Here is a 14843-nt window from a genome sequence, read left to right as displayed (position 1 = left end):
TTTTGATGAATTATTTTCCCCGGCGAAGGCCGGGGTCTCTCTAGGGCAGAGTGTGACCTCTAAAAGGTCCCGGCCTGTGCCGGGACACAGGCACTAAAGTTTCTTCGCAAACTCAACCAGATACCGAAGACCTGAGATGGCGCGACTGCCGTACCAGCTTGTCATTTCCCCATCGATGATATGCAGCTTTTCCAGGGGCAGGTTGTGCGTTTCTGAAAACTCTTTCAGATGATCTAACTTGAAAAGAAACGGTTCAGACGAGAATAAAATGGCGTCGGCTTCATCCAAAATCCCGCTTTCCAGATCAACCTCGGGGTAACGTCGGTCGGATTCAGTTGGAATGGTTTTCAGTTTCACACTGGCCAGCGACCTTGAAATATATGTGTCGGTGGAGATGGTCATCCATGGGTCTTTCCAGATGAAATAAAGGACCTTTTTTTCTTCCAGGTCCATTGCTGCCATCTGGGTGTGTGTATTGGCCGCCTGCAGTTCGCTGATTAAACGCGCGGCCTGGTCGCGCCGATCAAAGATATTGCCCAGCATCTGATAGAGGTGAACATTATCTTCCGGGCGATTTGGGTGGGTGACGATGATATTGGGGATAAACGTTTTTAGTTCATCCACCAGCTCTTTCGGGTTTTCATCGATATTGACGATCAGGTGCGTGGCATCAATTGCCATCACTTTATCCATATTGACCTGTTTGGTCCCGCCAATGCTTTTTACCGATTTGACGCTTTCTTTGGGATGGACGCAGAAGGCGGTGCGACCCACGACCGACTCGGCCAGGTCTAGATCGAACAGAAGTTCGGTAATGCTCGGAACAAGGGAAAGAATGCGTGGATTGTTCGCCTGTTCGTGGGTTTGTCCAATGGCGTCAATAAACAAAGGGCGAAACCTTAGTCAACAATTTCGAAAAGTTCGTTGAATTTGGATAGTTCAAACATGCGTTTGACCACGCCCTGGGCACCGGACAAAGCGACAGAAATACCAGATTCTTGGGCTTTCTCATTGAACTCGATAAACATGCCAAGTCCGGCTGAATCGATGTAGTCCAGCTCGTCAACTTCCAGAACCCATTGTTTTTGTTCAGAAGTTTGAAGGTTCTTTGCCATTTCCAGGAATTTTGCGCGTGAGGAGGGAACAATGTTGCCATAAAAAACCACGTGTTTTTTGGTTCCTTTATCCAGCAATGAATATTCCATATCGTTGTTCCATCTTCTTTCTTTATTTAAATTTAATTATGTTAATTTATGCAATACGCAATGAATTGCAATCACATATTGCAGATGCTATGAAATAAAAAATTTTCTGACCAATTAGACAGGTTTATGACTTATGTTCAAGCACCCCGATTTTCAAAACTTATGCGTCGTTGATCACCCGCTGATCCAACATAAACTGACCCATATGCGCAATAAAGAAACGTCAACCAAGACCTTCCGGGCGTTGCTGATCGAAATCTCCATGTTGATGGGCTATGAGCTTACACGCGATTTGCCGTTGACGGGCGAAGCGATTGATACGCCTGTGGTTCATGTGCCGGATGCACCTGTTCTGGAAGGGCGCAAAGTTGCCGTTGTACCAATCCTGCGTGCAGGCCAGGGCATGTCGGATGGTTTGCTGCAACTGATGCCGTCTGCACGGGTTGGTCATGTGGGGCTTTATCGTGATCCGGAAACAAAGCGCCCGGTGGAATATCTGGTGAAATTGCCGGAAGTAGAAGGACGTACGTTTATTCTGTGTGATCCGATGTTGGCAACTGGTCATTCAGCTGCTTATGCGGTCGATGTTTTGAATCGCGCTGGTGTGGAAGATAAAGACATCCGCATGCTGGTACTGGTGGCAGCGCCTGAAGGTATGCATGTGTTTGAAAAAGAACATCCAGAGGTGCAGGTTTACACAGCATCACTGGATAGTCATTTGAATGAAAAAGCTTATATCGTTCCTGGTCTGGGTGATGCCGGTGATCGTTTGTTCGGTACGCTTTAAGTAACAGGATATAAAAAAAGGGGCGCTTCGATTGATCCGAAGCGCCCCCTTTTTTTGTGTCTTTAATGCTTATTCAGCCGGATCTTCCTGAGAGAAGATAGACCCGCCAGCTTCGGCTTCTTCACGTCCGGGCAGGATCGCATTCAGGATCAGGCCGACGATGGTCGCAAGCGCCATGCCTGCGATCTTGAAGTCACCGGAAAATTGGATGAACGCGCCCCCAATCCCGATCACCAGGATTACGGAAGAAATGATCAGGTTGCGCTTCATGCCAAAGTCAACGCGACGGTCAATCAGCATACGCAGACCGCTGGAGGCAATCACACCAAACAGCAGGATGGCAACGCCGCCCATAACCGGAACCGGAATGGTCTGGATCAAGGCACTGATGGTGCCCATAAAACCAAAGACAATGGCGATACAAGCCGCACCACCCACAACAAAGACGGACATCACACGGGTAATGGCAATCACCCCAATGTTTTCCCCATAAGTCGTATTAGGTGGACCTCCGATGAAAGCGGCCAGGATGGTTGCAAGGCCATCGCCGAGGAGCGAGCGATGCAGGCCGGGTTCTTCCAGGAAGTTACGCCCTGTGACTTTAGACAGAACCATCTGGTCGCCAATATGCTCAGCAATGGTCACAAAAGCCACAGGAGCAATCAAAGCAACAGCCGTGATGGTCAAAATAGAACCTTCTGAGATAAAGGCGAAAGTGAAGTCAGGCACCACAAATAGCGGGGCTTCGGCGACTTTCGAAAAATCGATCAGACCCAGGAAAAGGCTGACGACATAACCTGACACAATCCCGAACAGGATCGGCACCAGGGCAAAGACACCGCGCATGAAGACAGAACACAGGATGGTGACCAGCAATGTAAACAAGGCAATTCCGAAATGCAGGGTGCTATATTGCTGCGTGGCGGGATCATTCATCGCCATGTTGATGGCAACGGAAGCCAGACCCAGACCGATGACCATAATCACCGGACCTACCACAACAGGCGGCAGAAGGCGCATCAGCCATTTGACGCCAAAGAAATGGATTAGGATGGAGACAGCTACATAGACCAGACCCGCTGAAATACAGCCAACCAATGCGCCTGCTGAACCGATGCCTTCAATTTGTGAAGCGGCAATGATCGGGCCGATAAAGGCAAAACTGGAGCCCAGATAGGCGGGGATTTTACCGCGTGTGCAGATGATATACAAAAGCGTCCCAACACCACTGCTGACAAGCGCAACCGACGGGTTCAGGCCTGTCAGGAAGGGGACAAGGATGGTGGCGCCAAACATGGCAAACAGGTGCTGTGCACTTAGAATGATCCATAAGCCCGGGGTCGGGCGCTCGTGGACATCCAGAACAATGTGATGATCTTGGCTCATCGTCTCTCTCTTGTTCAAAATGAAATAGGGACTTTTAGGATAAAATTGACCGAGAGGTTAAGATTTTGTGACGTCCAAGTAAATAGGTAAGTTTTGAATCATCCAAAAACCTGCTATCCTCCCGTCTCGGTCAAGTGGTGTATATGGAGACGATAATGCGCATTGCGATTATTTTTTTCGGATGGATGGTTTTTTCCTTACCAGCTGTTGCACAGGAAGCGCCAAAAGATGTTTTGCTGAAAGAGGCCGGATGGCTGGAACTGTTGTTTGACGGCAAAAAGCCCAACACCTTTGCCGCCCAAAGCGATGGCGCCATTGTGGTTGGCAGTGACGAAAGTGTTTCCTTGCTCTATAAGCCACTGGATGTTGATCTGGCTAAGACCCCCAAATTGTCCTGGTCGTGGAAGGTGGATAAATCGGTACCTGTCACCGATTTAAGTGTGAAGGGCAAGGATGATCGTTCCCTTGCTTTATATGTCAGTTTTCCCTTTGATTATGAACGTGCAGGATTCTGGGAACGTTTTACACGTGATCTGGTCGTGGCCTTTAAAGGGGAAGATACACCGGGCCGCGTGATCTCCTACGTCTGGGGCGGGGATGAAGAACCGGGTGCGATCATTGAAAGCCCGTATCTTAAAAGTGCAGGGGCGTTGATTGCGTTACAAAAAGCAGGTACTTCGAACGGCCAGTGGTTTGAACAGCAAGTCGATGTCGCCAAAGATTATGAACGGATTTTTGGCGAGCCTGCCAACAAACCCTATCAAATTGCCATTTCAGCCGACAGTGATGATAGCAAGGTCATGAGCTTGGGTTGGGTGAAGAATATTCGGTTTGAATAATCTGTTTTAGCTCCGTGCTTTTTTAAGATCGATCCAGAATGTGCTGCCGACACCTTCTTCGCTTTTATAACCCAATCTGGCATCCATGCGCTCGCACAGATGTTTGCAGATGGTCAGGCCGACACCTGTGCCTTCAATGGTACTGTTTTCCTGACCCAAGCGTTTGAAAGGTTCAAAAAGAAACGGTTGGTGTTCTTCTGAAATACCAATGCCCGTGTCTCTGATTTTGACGCGAATGTGGTCATCTTCTGTTTCCACCAGTTCGATGGCGACGCTGCCGCCTTCCACATTATATTTAACCGCATTGGACAGCAGGTTGAGCAAAATCTGCTTGGTGCGGGTTTCATCGACCTGGACCAATTGCTGTTCCAGTCCGTCATAGGATTTATGTAGCTTGATCTGCTTGTCGCGCATGCGGGTTTTGATCATGCGCAGGCTGTCTTTTAGAAGCGGACCGAGTTCCGCATTTTCGGTGATAATCTCAACGCCATCTGACTGGATTTGACCAAAATCCAGAACCTTTTCAATCAGTTCCAGCAGATAGGTACCGCTTTCATTGATATGTTGCAGGGCATTTTGCTGTTTGGCATCCAGATTGTCTTTTCCGTTCAGCGCCAACAATTGGGTAAAGCCCAGAATGGAATTCAGTGGTGTGCGCAACTCATGGCTCATCTGCGACAAAAAGGCATTTTGGGCATCATGAGCCTTTTTTGCCAGCATCATTTCATGGCGTAGTTCTTCTTCCATCTTGATATGGTTGCCAATTTCGGCGTAAAGCTCGGTCGTTTTAATGCCGCGCAGGACGGAAAATGAAAGCCCGCAGATCACCAAAACGGCGAGAAGAGCGATAAACAGGGTCTGTTGCTGCGTGTCCTGTGTTTCTTTCAGAAGATCACTTTCAGCAATAGAAATCACGCCGACAAGATCGTATTCGGGGATCAGGTTATATTCCCAATAGCGGGTAATGCCATCGACCACGCTTTTTTGTTTATAGACGCCACTGGGTGATGCTTTGATTTTATCCCACAATTGGGATTGAGAGATATCCTGACCAACGCCCAATAGCCCTTCGGCTGATTTGCGAAACCGCAGGCGTTTATCCATCCCGACGAGGGAAGCTGTGCTTTGATCGCCCAGTTGCTGTTGGTCATAGAATTGTAAAAGCTGTTCTTCTTTGATCGCCGCAAAGATCAAGCCGTTGAAGTCCCCGTTGCGGTCAACAATCGGGCGCACCAGTCGGATGGTGACCAGGCCGGTGTTGCGGCCCTTTTTCGCATCGGAAAAATAGGGACGGTCTTCGGCGTAATGTTCTTTTTGATGCTTGAAATAGGTTCGATCACGTGCGTGGGTGCCGGGGTTGATCTTGCGCTCTTTCAACCCGTTGGAGATCAGGATGGGAACAGCATTTTTATCCATGATCGTAATATGGGATAGAATGTTGGTGTTGGGCGCAATGGCGGCCATATAGTCGCGAACGGCGTTAAGGTCATTATTTTTTAGAAAGATACGGCGAACGGTTTTGATGTAATCATCGGCATATCTGGCGGTGTCATTGAAATGTTCCGCATAAAAGCGTGAGATCTGTCCGGTTTTTTCGATGTGCCTGTCGAAAATGTCCTGTTTCTGACTTTTCAGGATATGAAACGTGACAAAAATCACTGCCAATAACAGCAGTGCCCAGACAACATATATGGTGCCAGCAGAGACACCTCTGGAAGGCATGGGTTTGCCTTCTGTTTCTCGTACATTAGAGTTCATAAAATTAATTCGAAATTAAAACTAACTCTTTGATTTATATATAGTATGCATAAGCGACAAAGAAATCCACTGTTTAATCAGCATTTTCCAACGCTTCTGCAGCTTCCAGCCATTCCATTTCGGCTTCTTCCAATGCGGAATTAACCTCACCTAATTTGATCTGCAGGGCCTGAAGTTTCTCACTCGGGCCTTCGTATATTTTGGGATCAGCCAATTTGATTTCCAGCTTTTCTTTCTCTGCGGTGAATGCTTCCACCTTTTTCTCTGCCTCTTTCGCGGCTTTGCGCAATGGGGCCTGGGCAGCACGTTGGGCGGCGCGGTCCTGACGGCTGGCTTTTTTCTGGTTGGTTGAACCTTGGTCCCCTGACGAAGGTGTTTTCTTTTCCGGTTTTCGGCTTTCGATCAGCTGGCGTTTATATTCTTCCAGATCACCTTCGAACGCACGACAGCCGCCATTTTCAACGATCCACAGACGATCACAGGTCAGTTCCAGCAAGTGCGGATCGTGACTGACCATCACCACAGCGCCATCATAAGTGTTGATAGCCTGAACCAAAGCTTCGCGGCTATCCACATCCAGGTGGTTGGTCGGTTCGTCCAGAAACATCAGATGCGGGGCTTCAAAGCTCATCAGTGCAAACAAAAGACGTGCTTTTTCGCCACCTGATAGTTTTTCGATCTTGCTATCTGCTTTATCGCCTTCAAAGCCAAAGCGGCCCAGCTGGGCACGGACTTTTGATTCCACCGCATCAGGCATCAGTTGAGCCATATGATCATAAGGGGTCTTGCTGACGTTTAATTCATCGGTCTGATGCTGGGCGAAATAGCCGATTTTCAGCTTGGAAGATTTACGCACCTGTCCTTCCAGCGGGGCAAGGCGGGACGACAGCAGTTTGATCAGGGTCGATTTACCATTGCCGTTTGCCCCCAAAAGTGCAATCCGGTCATCCATATCGACGCGCAGGGACAGTTTTTTCAGGATCGGTTTGCCCGGCTCATAGCCTGCGCTTGTGTCTTCCATAGAAATCAGGGGGGAGGATAGCGGTTCCGGGTCCGGGAAGTTGAAGGAATAGGTCTTTTCCTCCATCACAGACGCAATAGGTTCCATGCGTTCCAGCATCTTGACCCGGCTTTGGGCCTGTTTGGCCTTGGTTGCCTTGGCTTTGAAACGATCAATAAAGCTTTGCAGGTGTTTGCGTTGAGCCAGTTGCTTGGATTGCGCCTTGGCGACGAGGGCGAGCTTTTCGCGCCGTGTTTTCTCAAACGTATCGTAATTGCCGCCATAACGGGTCAGCTTGCAATGTTCCAGATGAATGATCTCATCCACCACATTATTTAGAAGTGTACGTTCGTGGCTGATGACCAGAATGGTACCCTGATAACGTTTCAGATATTCCTCCAGCCACATGACGGCTTCGAGGTCCAGGTGGTTGGTGGGCTCATCCAGTAGCAACAGATCAGGCTTGGCAAAAAGGGCGGCTGCCAATGCCACACGCATCTGCCAGCCGCCTGAAAAATCAGAACAGGGGCGTTGCTGGGCTTCGTGATCAAACCCCAGGCCACCCAAAATGGTGGCGGCGCGCGCAGGCGCGGTATGAGCATCGATATCGGCGAGGCGGGCATGAATTTCCCCGATGCGGTTTGGTTCGATGCAAGTCTCGGCCTCTTTTAACAGGCTGTCACGCTCAAGATCGGCTTTTAAGACGGTATCAATTAGACTGTCATTGCCTGTTGGGGCTTCCTGTGCGACTCGTCCCACACGGGCACGACGTTGAACGCTGAGCACGCCATCGTCCGGAGAGACCTCTTCCAGGATCAGTTTAAACAAAGTGGACTTGCCCGTGCCGTTTTTGCCCACAAGCCCCACCTTATGACCCGCCGGAACCACAACGGTGGCTTGGTCAAACAGCATACGCCCGCCAATGCGGTATGTCAGATCGTTGATATGTAACATGGCCCAGCTTTTAGCATATTTTCTAGGCAATTCACCATCAAAGTTCGATTTAATAATTGTGCAGTTGCAATATTTGTTTCGACACTGTATAAGGCGCGCACTTTTGTCTCATGGCTTCGCGTTTTGAGACTTCACAGAGATTCAATATATTTAAAGGGGCTACCCTGTTATGGCTATCGAACAAACACTGTCTATCATCAAGCCGGACGCAACGCGTCGCAACTTGACTGGTCAAATCGTTGCACGTTTCGAAGAAAAAGGTCTTCGCGTTGTTGCTTCCAAGCGTATCCACCTGACAAAGAAACAGGCTGAAGGCTTCTACGCTGTTCACGCTGAGCGTTCTTTCTTCGGTGAACTGGTTGAGTACATGATGTCCGAACCTGTTGTTGTACAAGTTCTGGAAGGCGAAAACGCTATCCTCGCCAACCGCGAAATCATGGGCGCAACAAACCCTGCAAACGCTGACGAAGGCACAATCCGCAAAGATTTCGCTATCGACGTTCAGGAAAACAGTGTTCACGGCTCTGACGCCCCAGAAACCGCTGCAGAAGAAATCGCTTATTTCTTCTCCAAATGCGAACTGGTTGGCTAATCTGATCTTTCAGATACCTGACGAATAGAAAAACGGTGCTTCCCAAAGGGGAGGCGCCGTTTTTTGTTGTTTGGAGACTGCCCTCATCCCTGCACACCACTCAATTCGTCATGGGGCACGTGTTGCGCCATCAGGGTGGAAGGCGTGAGGTGCGTCAGCTCAAAGACAAACTCTTCAAAACCTGATCATCCATATTGTTGATCACAGCTTGCGTTCCGCCTTTTTCAATGGCTTGATGGAGGGCGGATTGGGCTTGGTTCAGGACGCTGGCTTTTAAGTCTGCAGCCTTAAGTGATGAAGACACAAACGTAATCCCCACACTGGCCCCAAAGGCGCTTTCGCCGTTAGACAGGGTGAACTTGTCGTTTTCTTTGAAGGTGCGCACGATTTTTTGGGCGGTTTTGTTGAGATCGGTTTCCAGCACATCAGGGATGATGATGATGAAGGTGGTATCATCGAACTTTGCGACCGTATCATAGACTTGCGTGGCAGAAACCAGCACGCTCGCGCCGTGTTTGATGACTTCTTCCAGCAGTTCGTCGCCAAACTCTTCTTTGACCTGTTGGGCCTGATCCAGATTAATAAGGCCGACGGCGAAAGATTTATCCTCGTCATACGTACGCTCGGACTCCCGCTCATAAAACAAATCGAAGCCCTGCATGTTCCAAAGGCCTGTCAGCGGATCAATCAGGTTATCGCGTTCGGCATTCTTGAGCTTTTTCAAAAGTGCAGCTTGTGTTTCGCTTAAAGATCGGTTTTCCATGACCAGTTCGGCGAGGCGCGCAAAATCTTTTAAGGCATCTTGGTCGCCAAGGCTGAACTTTCTTGCTTCTGGCGAAATCATACACAGCGTACCGATGCGAAAGCCCTCGGCGTTTGTCAGTGGGTGTCCGGCATAAAAGCGGATTTCTGGCCCGCCTGTGACCAGTGGATTATCGGCAAAACGGCTATCTTCCAATGCATTTTCGACCAGAAGAACACGGTCTTCCATGATGGCGTGACCGCAAAAAGAGATATCACGCCCTGTTTCTGTCGCATCAAGCCCGACGCGGGATTTAAACCACTGGCGGTCCTTGTCGATGAGGGAGATTAGCGCGATTTCTATATCAAAGAACTGTTGTGCAAGCCGGGTAATACGGTCCAAATCTCCTTCACGCGCGGTGGAGAGGATATCCATATCTTCCAGTGATTTAAGCCGTTCGGCTTCATTTTCAGGGATCGGTGCGATTAACATTCTTCCTCCAACACAAACTCTTTAGTTAAAGTGTGTTGGAGGGAGAAAATATTCAAGCTTTAAAGATCAGCCTTCCGGGTTGATCACGCTGTCCATCAGATTATCCACGCCGTTATAAACGACTTTCTCGCCGGAAACGCGCACCTTGCGTTCCGCAATCAGTTTCAGGGCGAGGGGATAAATCTTATGTTCCTGTTTCAGAACGCGTTTACCCAAGTCTTCCGGGGTATCGTTCGGCATGACCGGAACGCAGGCCTGAACGATGATTGGGCCTTCATCCATGGCCGGGCGCACGTAATGCACGGTCGCGCCGTGGAACTTCACGCCTTCTTCGATGGCACGTTCGTGGGTATGCAGGCCTTTGAAAGACGGCAGCAGGGCAGGGTGGATGTTGATCAGGCGATCTTTCCATTTCTGCACAAAGCCGTCGGTCAACAGACGCATAAATCCAGCCAGACAGATCAGTTCGATATTTTCGCTATCGAGCACTTGATGCAGCGCATCTTCAAAGGCTTCGCGGCCATCATATTTCTTATGGTCAATGACCATAGTGGAAACGCCCGCTTCTTTCGCACGTTCCAGCCCATAAGCGCTTGGTACGTTTGAAATGACGCGCACGATCTCAGCCGGGGAATTTTCATCCCCGCACATGTCCAAAAGGGCCTGAAGGTTACTGCCACTGCCGGAAATGAGAACGGCGACTCTTAATTTTGCCATGTCTCGATACCTGAGATTTCAACCAGTTCACCTGCATCACGCTTTACAACCGTCCCGATGTTGGTGACGCTCTCGCCACCGTCTTCCAGAACTTTGGTCAGCGCATCGACTTTATCTGCATCTACGATCACACACATGCCGATGCCGCAGTTAAAGGTACGCGCCAGTTCGTTGTTGGCAATGCCGCCCGCTTCGGCCAGCCAGCTGAAGACAGCCGGGAGCTTCCATGTGGAAGCATCGATATCCACACCCAGACCGTCTGGCAGGACACGTGGAATATTTTCAACCAGACCACCGCCTGTGATGTGAGCCAATGCGTTCACGCCGCCTGCTTTGATCGCAGCCAGTGTGGATTTAACGTAAATTTTTGTTGGGTCCAGCAGAGCTTCTGCCAGGTTACGGCTGCTGTCGAACGGCGCAGGTTGCGCGTAATCAAGGCCAGCTGCTTCCACAACACGGCGCACCAGAGAGAACCCGTTGGAATGCAAACCGTTGGACGCCAGACCCAGAACAACGTCGCCTTCTTTGACGTTTGCCCCTGTCAGTTCTTCGCCGCGTTCAACCGCGCCAACGCAGAAACCCGCAAGGTCATAGTCACCTTCACTATACATGCCCGGCATTTCAGCGGTTTCCCCGCCGATCAAGGCAGCGCCAGCCTGGTTACAGCCTTCTGCAATGCCTTTGATGATGTCGCGCCCGGCAGCCACATCGAGCTTGCCTGTCGCGTAGTAGTCAAGAAACAACAGTGGCTCGGCACCCTGAACGACCAGATCGTTCACGCACATTGCCACAAGGTCGATACCAACGGTGTCATGTTTGTCGGCCAGAATGGCGACTTTCAATTTTGTGCCCACGCCGTCGGTGCCGGAAACAAGGACCGGGTCCTGATAGCCAGCAGCGCGCAGGTCAAAAAACGCCCCAAATCCGCCAAGGCCGTCCATGACGCCAGCACGTTTTGTGGATTTCGCAAGTGGTTTGATCTCATCGACCAAATCGTTACCGGCATCGATATCAACGCCTGCATCTTTATAGGTGAGACCTTTTTGATCGGACATGACCTAAACCTTCTTCTGGTGGGACGTAAAAAGAGCGTCCAACATACAGGATGTTGAACGCCCCGAACATACTGAATTACAGTTTGTTTGCAACGAAGAAAACGCGCTGTGGCGCTGCTTTATGGAAATAAGTTTCTATCGGCTGTCTTGATGTATGAACCGAACCCCAAAAAAGGGGGGGAGGATTGGTCCATTACAACATTGTGTCGCGTTTTTAGTGACGCTTTTCCGCAGGATTGATCGATTCGAGAACCTGACCGATATTTGTCCAGATCCCTTGTGTTTCGGAATCGCGGCAACGGCTCAGGTGATGACGGTAAGCTTCGATCGCTTGCTGGTGACCAAGTTCGTCAATCAGATGTTCTGCAATTTCTTTAGGTGTTACACTCATTTTCATGGCAAAGTTCCTTTTTATGTTGCATTGCGATAGTCCCATGTTGCGCTGCGGTAGTCAAGTCTGATGTGATGATGGTTTTATGACGAAATGGGTCCTTAGGTGCCAATACCTTGCATCGTTTGGAAAAACAGGGCAAAACAGTCATATGCGTTGATAAACGACAAAAGATGATAAGAAAATGCGACAGTTATTCGGTTTTATGGTGGTGATTTCTGCCCTGTTTTTAGGGATAATCGGGGCAAATGCGGCAAGCCCGTTCGAAATCAGTGGGGTTTATGTGGATGTCACAGCGGAAAATGTGACAAAGGCACGTAAACAGGCCCTACGCGACGGTCAAAACCGTGCTTTTGAAATTCTGTTGAAACGTTTGACCCTGCGCGCAGATAAAGATTTCCTGCCCTGGGTGGAACCTGCCAATCAACCGCAATATATCCGTGATTTTTCGGTTTCTGGTGAAAAAACATCGGCTGTGCGCTATCTGGCCACATTGACCTATCACTTTAAGCCGGATGCGATTCGTAATCTGTTGAAAGCGCGCGGCATTCCTTTTGCAGAAACCATCAGTAAGCCAGTTTTGGTTCTGCCGCTTTTTGATGATGCGGGACAACTGTCCCTCTGGGATGAACCAAACCCCTGGAGCGCGGCCTGGAGTTCCTTGTCTTTGAACAACGGCCTGGTGCCGATTGCCTTGCCATTGGGGGATCTGGCTGATATTTCCGGCCTTTCTGCACAGCAGGCTGCAACGGGGGATCAGGCAGCCTTGCAGAATATGGCGACGCGTTATGATGTAAATGGCGTGTTGGTTGCCCAATTGGTTGTGGTCGGACGCAACACTGCGGGGGAACCAACCGATATTGACCTTGTGGTGAACCGCATTGGCGGCAAAAATGCAGGACGGTCCACAAACCTCGGCATCACTGCTCTTGAAAATGAAACGTCAGGTGCTTTTTTGAAACGGGTTGCTATGCTGGTATCCGAAGGCATTGAAGAAGCCTGGAAACAGGATAATCTGCTGCAATTTGGTGTGGCTGATGTGCTGCCTGTTAATCTGACCATTGGCAATCTGCAGGAATGGATCAATGTGAAAAAACGACTGGGCACGGTGGCGGTTGTTCGACGTACCGAACTGGCCCTGTTGTCACGTGATACGGTGCAGCTGAATTTGCATTATATTGGCAACCTGGAACAATTAATCGGGTCCTTGCGTCAGGTTGACCTTGATTTGACCGTGCAGGGCGAAAGCTGGGCTTTGGTCAATCTGGGTGAGGGAAGCCGTTCGTGAGTCAGGTCTTCTGGCTGAATATCCCCAATATCATCACATTGGGGCGTATCATTGCCGTGCCGTTCATGGTGTGGCTGGTGCTGATCCACAAGCTGGACTGGGCCTTCTGGGTCTTTGTCATTGCCGGGATCAGTGACGGGCTGGACGGGTATCTGGCAAAGAAGTTAAACGCTTTTACCAAGATCGGCGCTTTTCTTGACCCGATTGCGGACAAGCTGATGCTGGTCAGTGTGTTTGTGATCTTGGGCGTTCAGGATTTCCTGCCCCTGTGGCTGGTAATTATGGTGGTATTTCGCGACTTGGCCATTGTGGTAGGGGCCTTTTTGATCGAGGTTCTGACCCACAAACTCGAAATGGCACCGAACCTTAGCAGTAAAATTAATACAACCTTTCAGATTTTACTGGCGTCCAGTGTGCTGGGCGTGCATGGTTTGCAGGTTGACGGGATGGAGTTGTTTGTGGATGGTTTGGTTTTTGTCACAGCGATGACCACCTTGCTGTCTGGAACAATCTATCTCTATCAATGGGGTATCACAGTTGGTCAGGCAAATGGGAACAGTTAAATGACGGCGACACGACAGTTACAAATCTGGGGAATTGGCCTTCTTGTCTTTATCGCACTGCTTTATGTGCTGCATGATGTGCTGACTCCGTTTATTGCGGGGATGCTGGTTGCTTACTTCGTTGATCCGGTGGCAGATAAGCTGGAAGAATGGGGCCTATCGCGCACCTGGGCAACCAGTGTGATCACAGTTGTTTTCTTTATCGTCACCCTGGGGCTTTTGTCGGCAATTCTGCCCATCCTGACCAGCCAGATCGTTGGGTTTGCGGGCCGTGTGCCGACTTATCTGGATCATCTGCGTTCTTTAAGTGAACCGGTCATCAACCAGCTGTTTTCCGGCGTGTCTGAAAGTAATTTGAAAGAGATCGGCGCAACGGCTGCCTCTTTTGCTCAACATGCATTTAATGTGACGGCCAAAATCTTCCAGCGTCTGATCAGTGGCGGGGCGGCCCTGTTTGATGTGATCTCTATTCTCGTGCTGACGCCCCTTGTGACCTTTTACATGCTGCGTGACTGGGATTTGCTGGTGGCGCGCATCAATGGCTGGCTTCCGGTCAAACATGCCCCGGTGATCCGTGAACAGTTTGTGTTGATTGATCAAACTCTGGCCGGGTTTGTACGTGGGCAGGCAAGTGTCTGCTTTATCCTCGGCACCTTCTACGCCATAGGCCTGACGATTCTGGGGCTGGAATTCGGTCTGTTGGTTGGTTTGGGTGCGGGGTTGATCTCTTTTATTCCTTATTTCGGCTCCATCGTCGGCTTTGGGGTCTCTATCGCCATTGCGGTCGTGCAGTTTAGTGATCCGACGCAAATCGCGCTGGTGGCGGGTGTTTTTGCCATTGGTCAGGTGATGGAAGGTAATTTCCTGACACCCAAGCTTGTGGGGGAAAAAGTTGGTTTGCATCCGGTCTGGGTGATCTTTGCCTTGATGGCAGGCGGCAGCTTTGCCGGATTTACAGGCGTTTTGTTGGCAGTGCCTGTCGCCGCAGTAATTGGAGTATTGGTGCGATTTGCCCTCTCGCAATATCTGGAAAGTGCGCTATATTCCGGCCAACCAAAACAGAAGTCCGAGTAA

The 14843-nt window shown here is 49.9% G+C and carries 15 protein-coding genes; 6 read left to right on the top strand and 9 right to left on the bottom strand.

Annotation, left to right across the window (positions count from 1 at the left end):
- Positions 1-93: 93 nt before the first annotated feature.
- Together RYZ26_RS11365 and RYZ26_RS11360 are read right to left on the bottom strand one after the other, a co-directional pair.
- Positions 94-888 (bottom strand): helical backbone metal receptor, encoded by a 795-nt coding sequence (locus tag RYZ26_RS11365; RefSeq protein WP_317683330.1) that lies wholly within the window; start codon positions 886-888, stop codon positions 94-96.
- An 11-nt stretch (positions 889-899) separates the two neighbouring features.
- Positions 900-1205 (bottom strand): STAS domain-containing protein, encoded by a 306-nt coding sequence (locus RYZ26_RS11360; protein ID WP_317683329.1) that lies wholly within the window; start codon positions 1203-1205, stop codon positions 900-902.
- Between the two features lie 133 nt (positions 1206-1338).
- Here RYZ26_RS11360 and upp point away from each other — a divergent pair, with 133 nt between their 5' ends.
- Entirely contained in the window at positions 1339-1992 is a 654-nt protein-coding gene (gene upp / locus RYZ26_RS11355; RefSeq protein WP_317683328.1) for a uracil phosphoribosyltransferase, read from the top strand.
- Positions 1993-2061: 69 nt separating this feature from the next.
- Here upp and RYZ26_RS11350 read toward each other — a convergent pair whose 3' ends face one another.
- Positions 2062-3378 (bottom strand): solute carrier family 23 protein, encoded by a 1317-nt coding sequence (locus tag RYZ26_RS11350; protein WP_317683327.1) that lies wholly within the window; start codon positions 3376-3378, stop codon positions 2062-2064.
- 155 nt (positions 3379-3533) lie between these two features.
- Here RYZ26_RS11350 and RYZ26_RS11345 point away from each other — a divergent pair, with 155 nt between their 5' ends.
- Positions 3534-4217, top strand: a complete 684-nt coding sequence (locus RYZ26_RS11345; RefSeq protein WP_317683326.1) for a DUF3047 domain-containing protein — start codon at positions 3534-3536, stop codon at positions 4215-4217.
- Between the two features lie 6 nt (positions 4218-4223).
- On the opposite strand, the gene RYZ26_RS11340 is transcribed toward RYZ26_RS11345, so the two are convergent.
- The gene (locus tag RYZ26_RS11340; protein ID WP_317683325.1) at positions 4224-5975 is read right to left on the bottom strand and encodes a sensor histidine kinase; all 1752 of its coding nucleotides are present in this window, start codon (positions 5973-5975) and stop codon (positions 4224-4226) included.
- A 73-nt stretch (positions 5976-6048) separates the two neighbouring features.
- On the bottom strand, positions 6049-7929 hold the full coding sequence (locus RYZ26_RS11335) for an ABC-F family ATP-binding cassette domain-containing protein (RefSeq protein WP_317683324.1): 1881 nt from the start codon (positions 7927-7929) through the stop codon (positions 6049-6051).
- Between the two features lie 169 nt (positions 7930-8098).
- Here RYZ26_RS11335 and ndk point away from each other — a divergent pair, with 169 nt between their 5' ends.
- Entirely contained in the window at positions 8099-8521 is a 423-nt protein-coding gene (ndk, locus tag RYZ26_RS11330; RefSeq protein WP_317683323.1) for a nucleoside-diphosphate kinase, read from the top strand.
- A gap of 154 nt (positions 8522-8675) precedes the next feature.
- Here the strand turns inward: ndk and RYZ26_RS11325 are convergent, their stop codons facing one another.
- From RYZ26_RS11325 to RYZ26_RS11310, 4 genes are all read right to left on the bottom strand, one after another.
- On the bottom strand, positions 8676-9755 hold the full coding sequence (locus RYZ26_RS11325) for a GGDEF domain-containing protein (RefSeq protein WP_317683322.1): 1080 nt from the start codon (positions 9753-9755) through the stop codon (positions 8676-8678).
- Between the two features lie 66 nt (positions 9756-9821).
- Positions 9822-10472, bottom strand: coding sequence for a phosphoribosylglycinamide formyltransferase (gene purN / locus RYZ26_RS11320; RefSeq protein ID WP_317683321.1), 651 nt, complete (start codon positions 10470-10472; stop codon positions 9822-9824).
- Complete coding sequence (purM, locus tag RYZ26_RS11315; protein ID WP_317683320.1) at positions 10460-11527, bottom strand: phosphoribosylformylglycinamidine cyclo-ligase; 1068 nt, start codon at positions 11525-11527, stop codon at positions 10460-10462. Before purM ends, purN begins: the two co-directional genes overlap by 13 nt.
- Before the next feature lie 214 nt (positions 11528-11741).
- Complete coding sequence (locus RYZ26_RS11310; RefSeq protein ID WP_317683319.1) at positions 11742-11924, bottom strand: hypothetical protein; 183 nt, start codon at positions 11922-11924, stop codon at positions 11742-11744.
- 178 nt (positions 11925-12102) lie between these two features.
- On the opposite strand from RYZ26_RS11310, the gene RYZ26_RS11305 reads away from it, so the two are divergent.
- Genes RYZ26_RS11305 through RYZ26_RS11295 form a run of 3 tightly spaced genes read left to right on the top strand, consistent with a single transcriptional unit; the run spans position 12103 to position 14843 of the window.
- Positions 12103-13206 (top strand): DUF2066 domain-containing protein, encoded by a 1104-nt coding sequence (locus tag RYZ26_RS11305; RefSeq protein WP_317683318.1) that lies wholly within the window; start codon positions 12103-12105, stop codon positions 13204-13206.
- Entirely contained in the window at positions 13203-13769 is a 567-nt protein-coding gene (locus RYZ26_RS11300; RefSeq protein ID WP_317683317.1) for a CDP-alcohol phosphatidyltransferase family protein, read from the top strand. Before RYZ26_RS11305 ends, RYZ26_RS11300 begins: the two co-directional genes overlap by 4 nt.
- On the top strand, positions 13770-14843 hold the full coding sequence (locus RYZ26_RS11295) for an AI-2E family transporter (RefSeq protein ID WP_317683316.1): 1074 nt from the start codon (positions 13770-13772) through the stop codon (positions 14841-14843).

Source organism: Terasakiella sediminum (genome assembly GCF_033100395.1).
Classification (GTDB): Bacteria; Pseudomonadota; Alphaproteobacteria; order Rhodospirillales; family Terasakiellaceae; genus Terasakiella.
The sequence above is the reverse complement of the archived record's forward strand: the minus strand, read 5'-3'. Positions and strand labels throughout refer to the sequence as shown.

Bases quoted from the DNA above. Each gene is read 5' to 3' on its own strand.
- RYZ26_RS11295 (WP_317683316.1), top strand. From the start codon at position 13,770: ATGACGGCGACACGACAGTTACAAATCTGGGGAATTGGCCTTCTTGTC.
- RYZ26_RS11305 (WP_317683318.1), top strand. From the start codon at position 12,103: ATGCGACAGTTATTCGGTTTTATGGTGGTGATTTCTGCCCTGTTTTTA.
- purN (WP_317683321.1), bottom strand. From the start codon at position 10,472: ATGGCAAAATTAAGAGTCGCCGTTCTCATTTCCGGCAGTGGCAGTAAC.
- RYZ26_RS11310 (WP_317683319.1), bottom strand. From the start codon at position 11,924: ATGAAAATGAGTGTAACACCTAAAGAAATTGCAGAACATCTGATTGAC.
- RYZ26_RS11350 (WP_317683327.1), bottom strand. From the start codon at position 3,378: ATGAGCCAAGATCATCACATTGTTCTGGATGTCCACGAGCGCCCGACC.
- purM (WP_317683320.1), bottom strand. From the start codon at position 11,527: ATGTCCGATCAAAAAGGTCTCACCTATAAAGATGCAGGCGTTGATATC.
- RYZ26_RS11360 (WP_317683329.1), bottom strand. From the start codon at position 1,205: ATGGAATATTCATTGCTGGATAAAGGAACCAAAAAACACGTGGTTTTT.
- upp (WP_317683328.1), top strand. From the start codon at position 1,339: ATGTTCAAGCACCCCGATTTTCAAAACTTATGCGTCGTTGATCACCCG.
- ndk (WP_317683323.1), top strand. From the start codon at position 8,099: ATGGCTATCGAACAAACACTGTCTATCATCAAGCCGGACGCAACGCGT.
- RYZ26_RS11335 (WP_317683324.1), bottom strand. From the start codon at position 7,929: ATGTTACATATCAACGATCTGACATACCGCATTGGCGGGCGTATGCTG.
- RYZ26_RS11345 (WP_317683326.1), top strand. From the start codon at position 3,534: ATGCGCATTGCGATTATTTTTTTCGGATGGATGGTTTTTTCCTTACCA.
- RYZ26_RS11340 (WP_317683325.1), bottom strand. From the start codon at position 5,975: ATGAACTCTAATGTACGAGAAACAGAAGGCAAACCCATGCCTTCCAGA.
- RYZ26_RS11325 (WP_317683322.1), bottom strand. From the start codon at position 9,755: ATGTTAATCGCACCGATCCCTGAAAATGAAGCCGAACGGCTTAAATCA.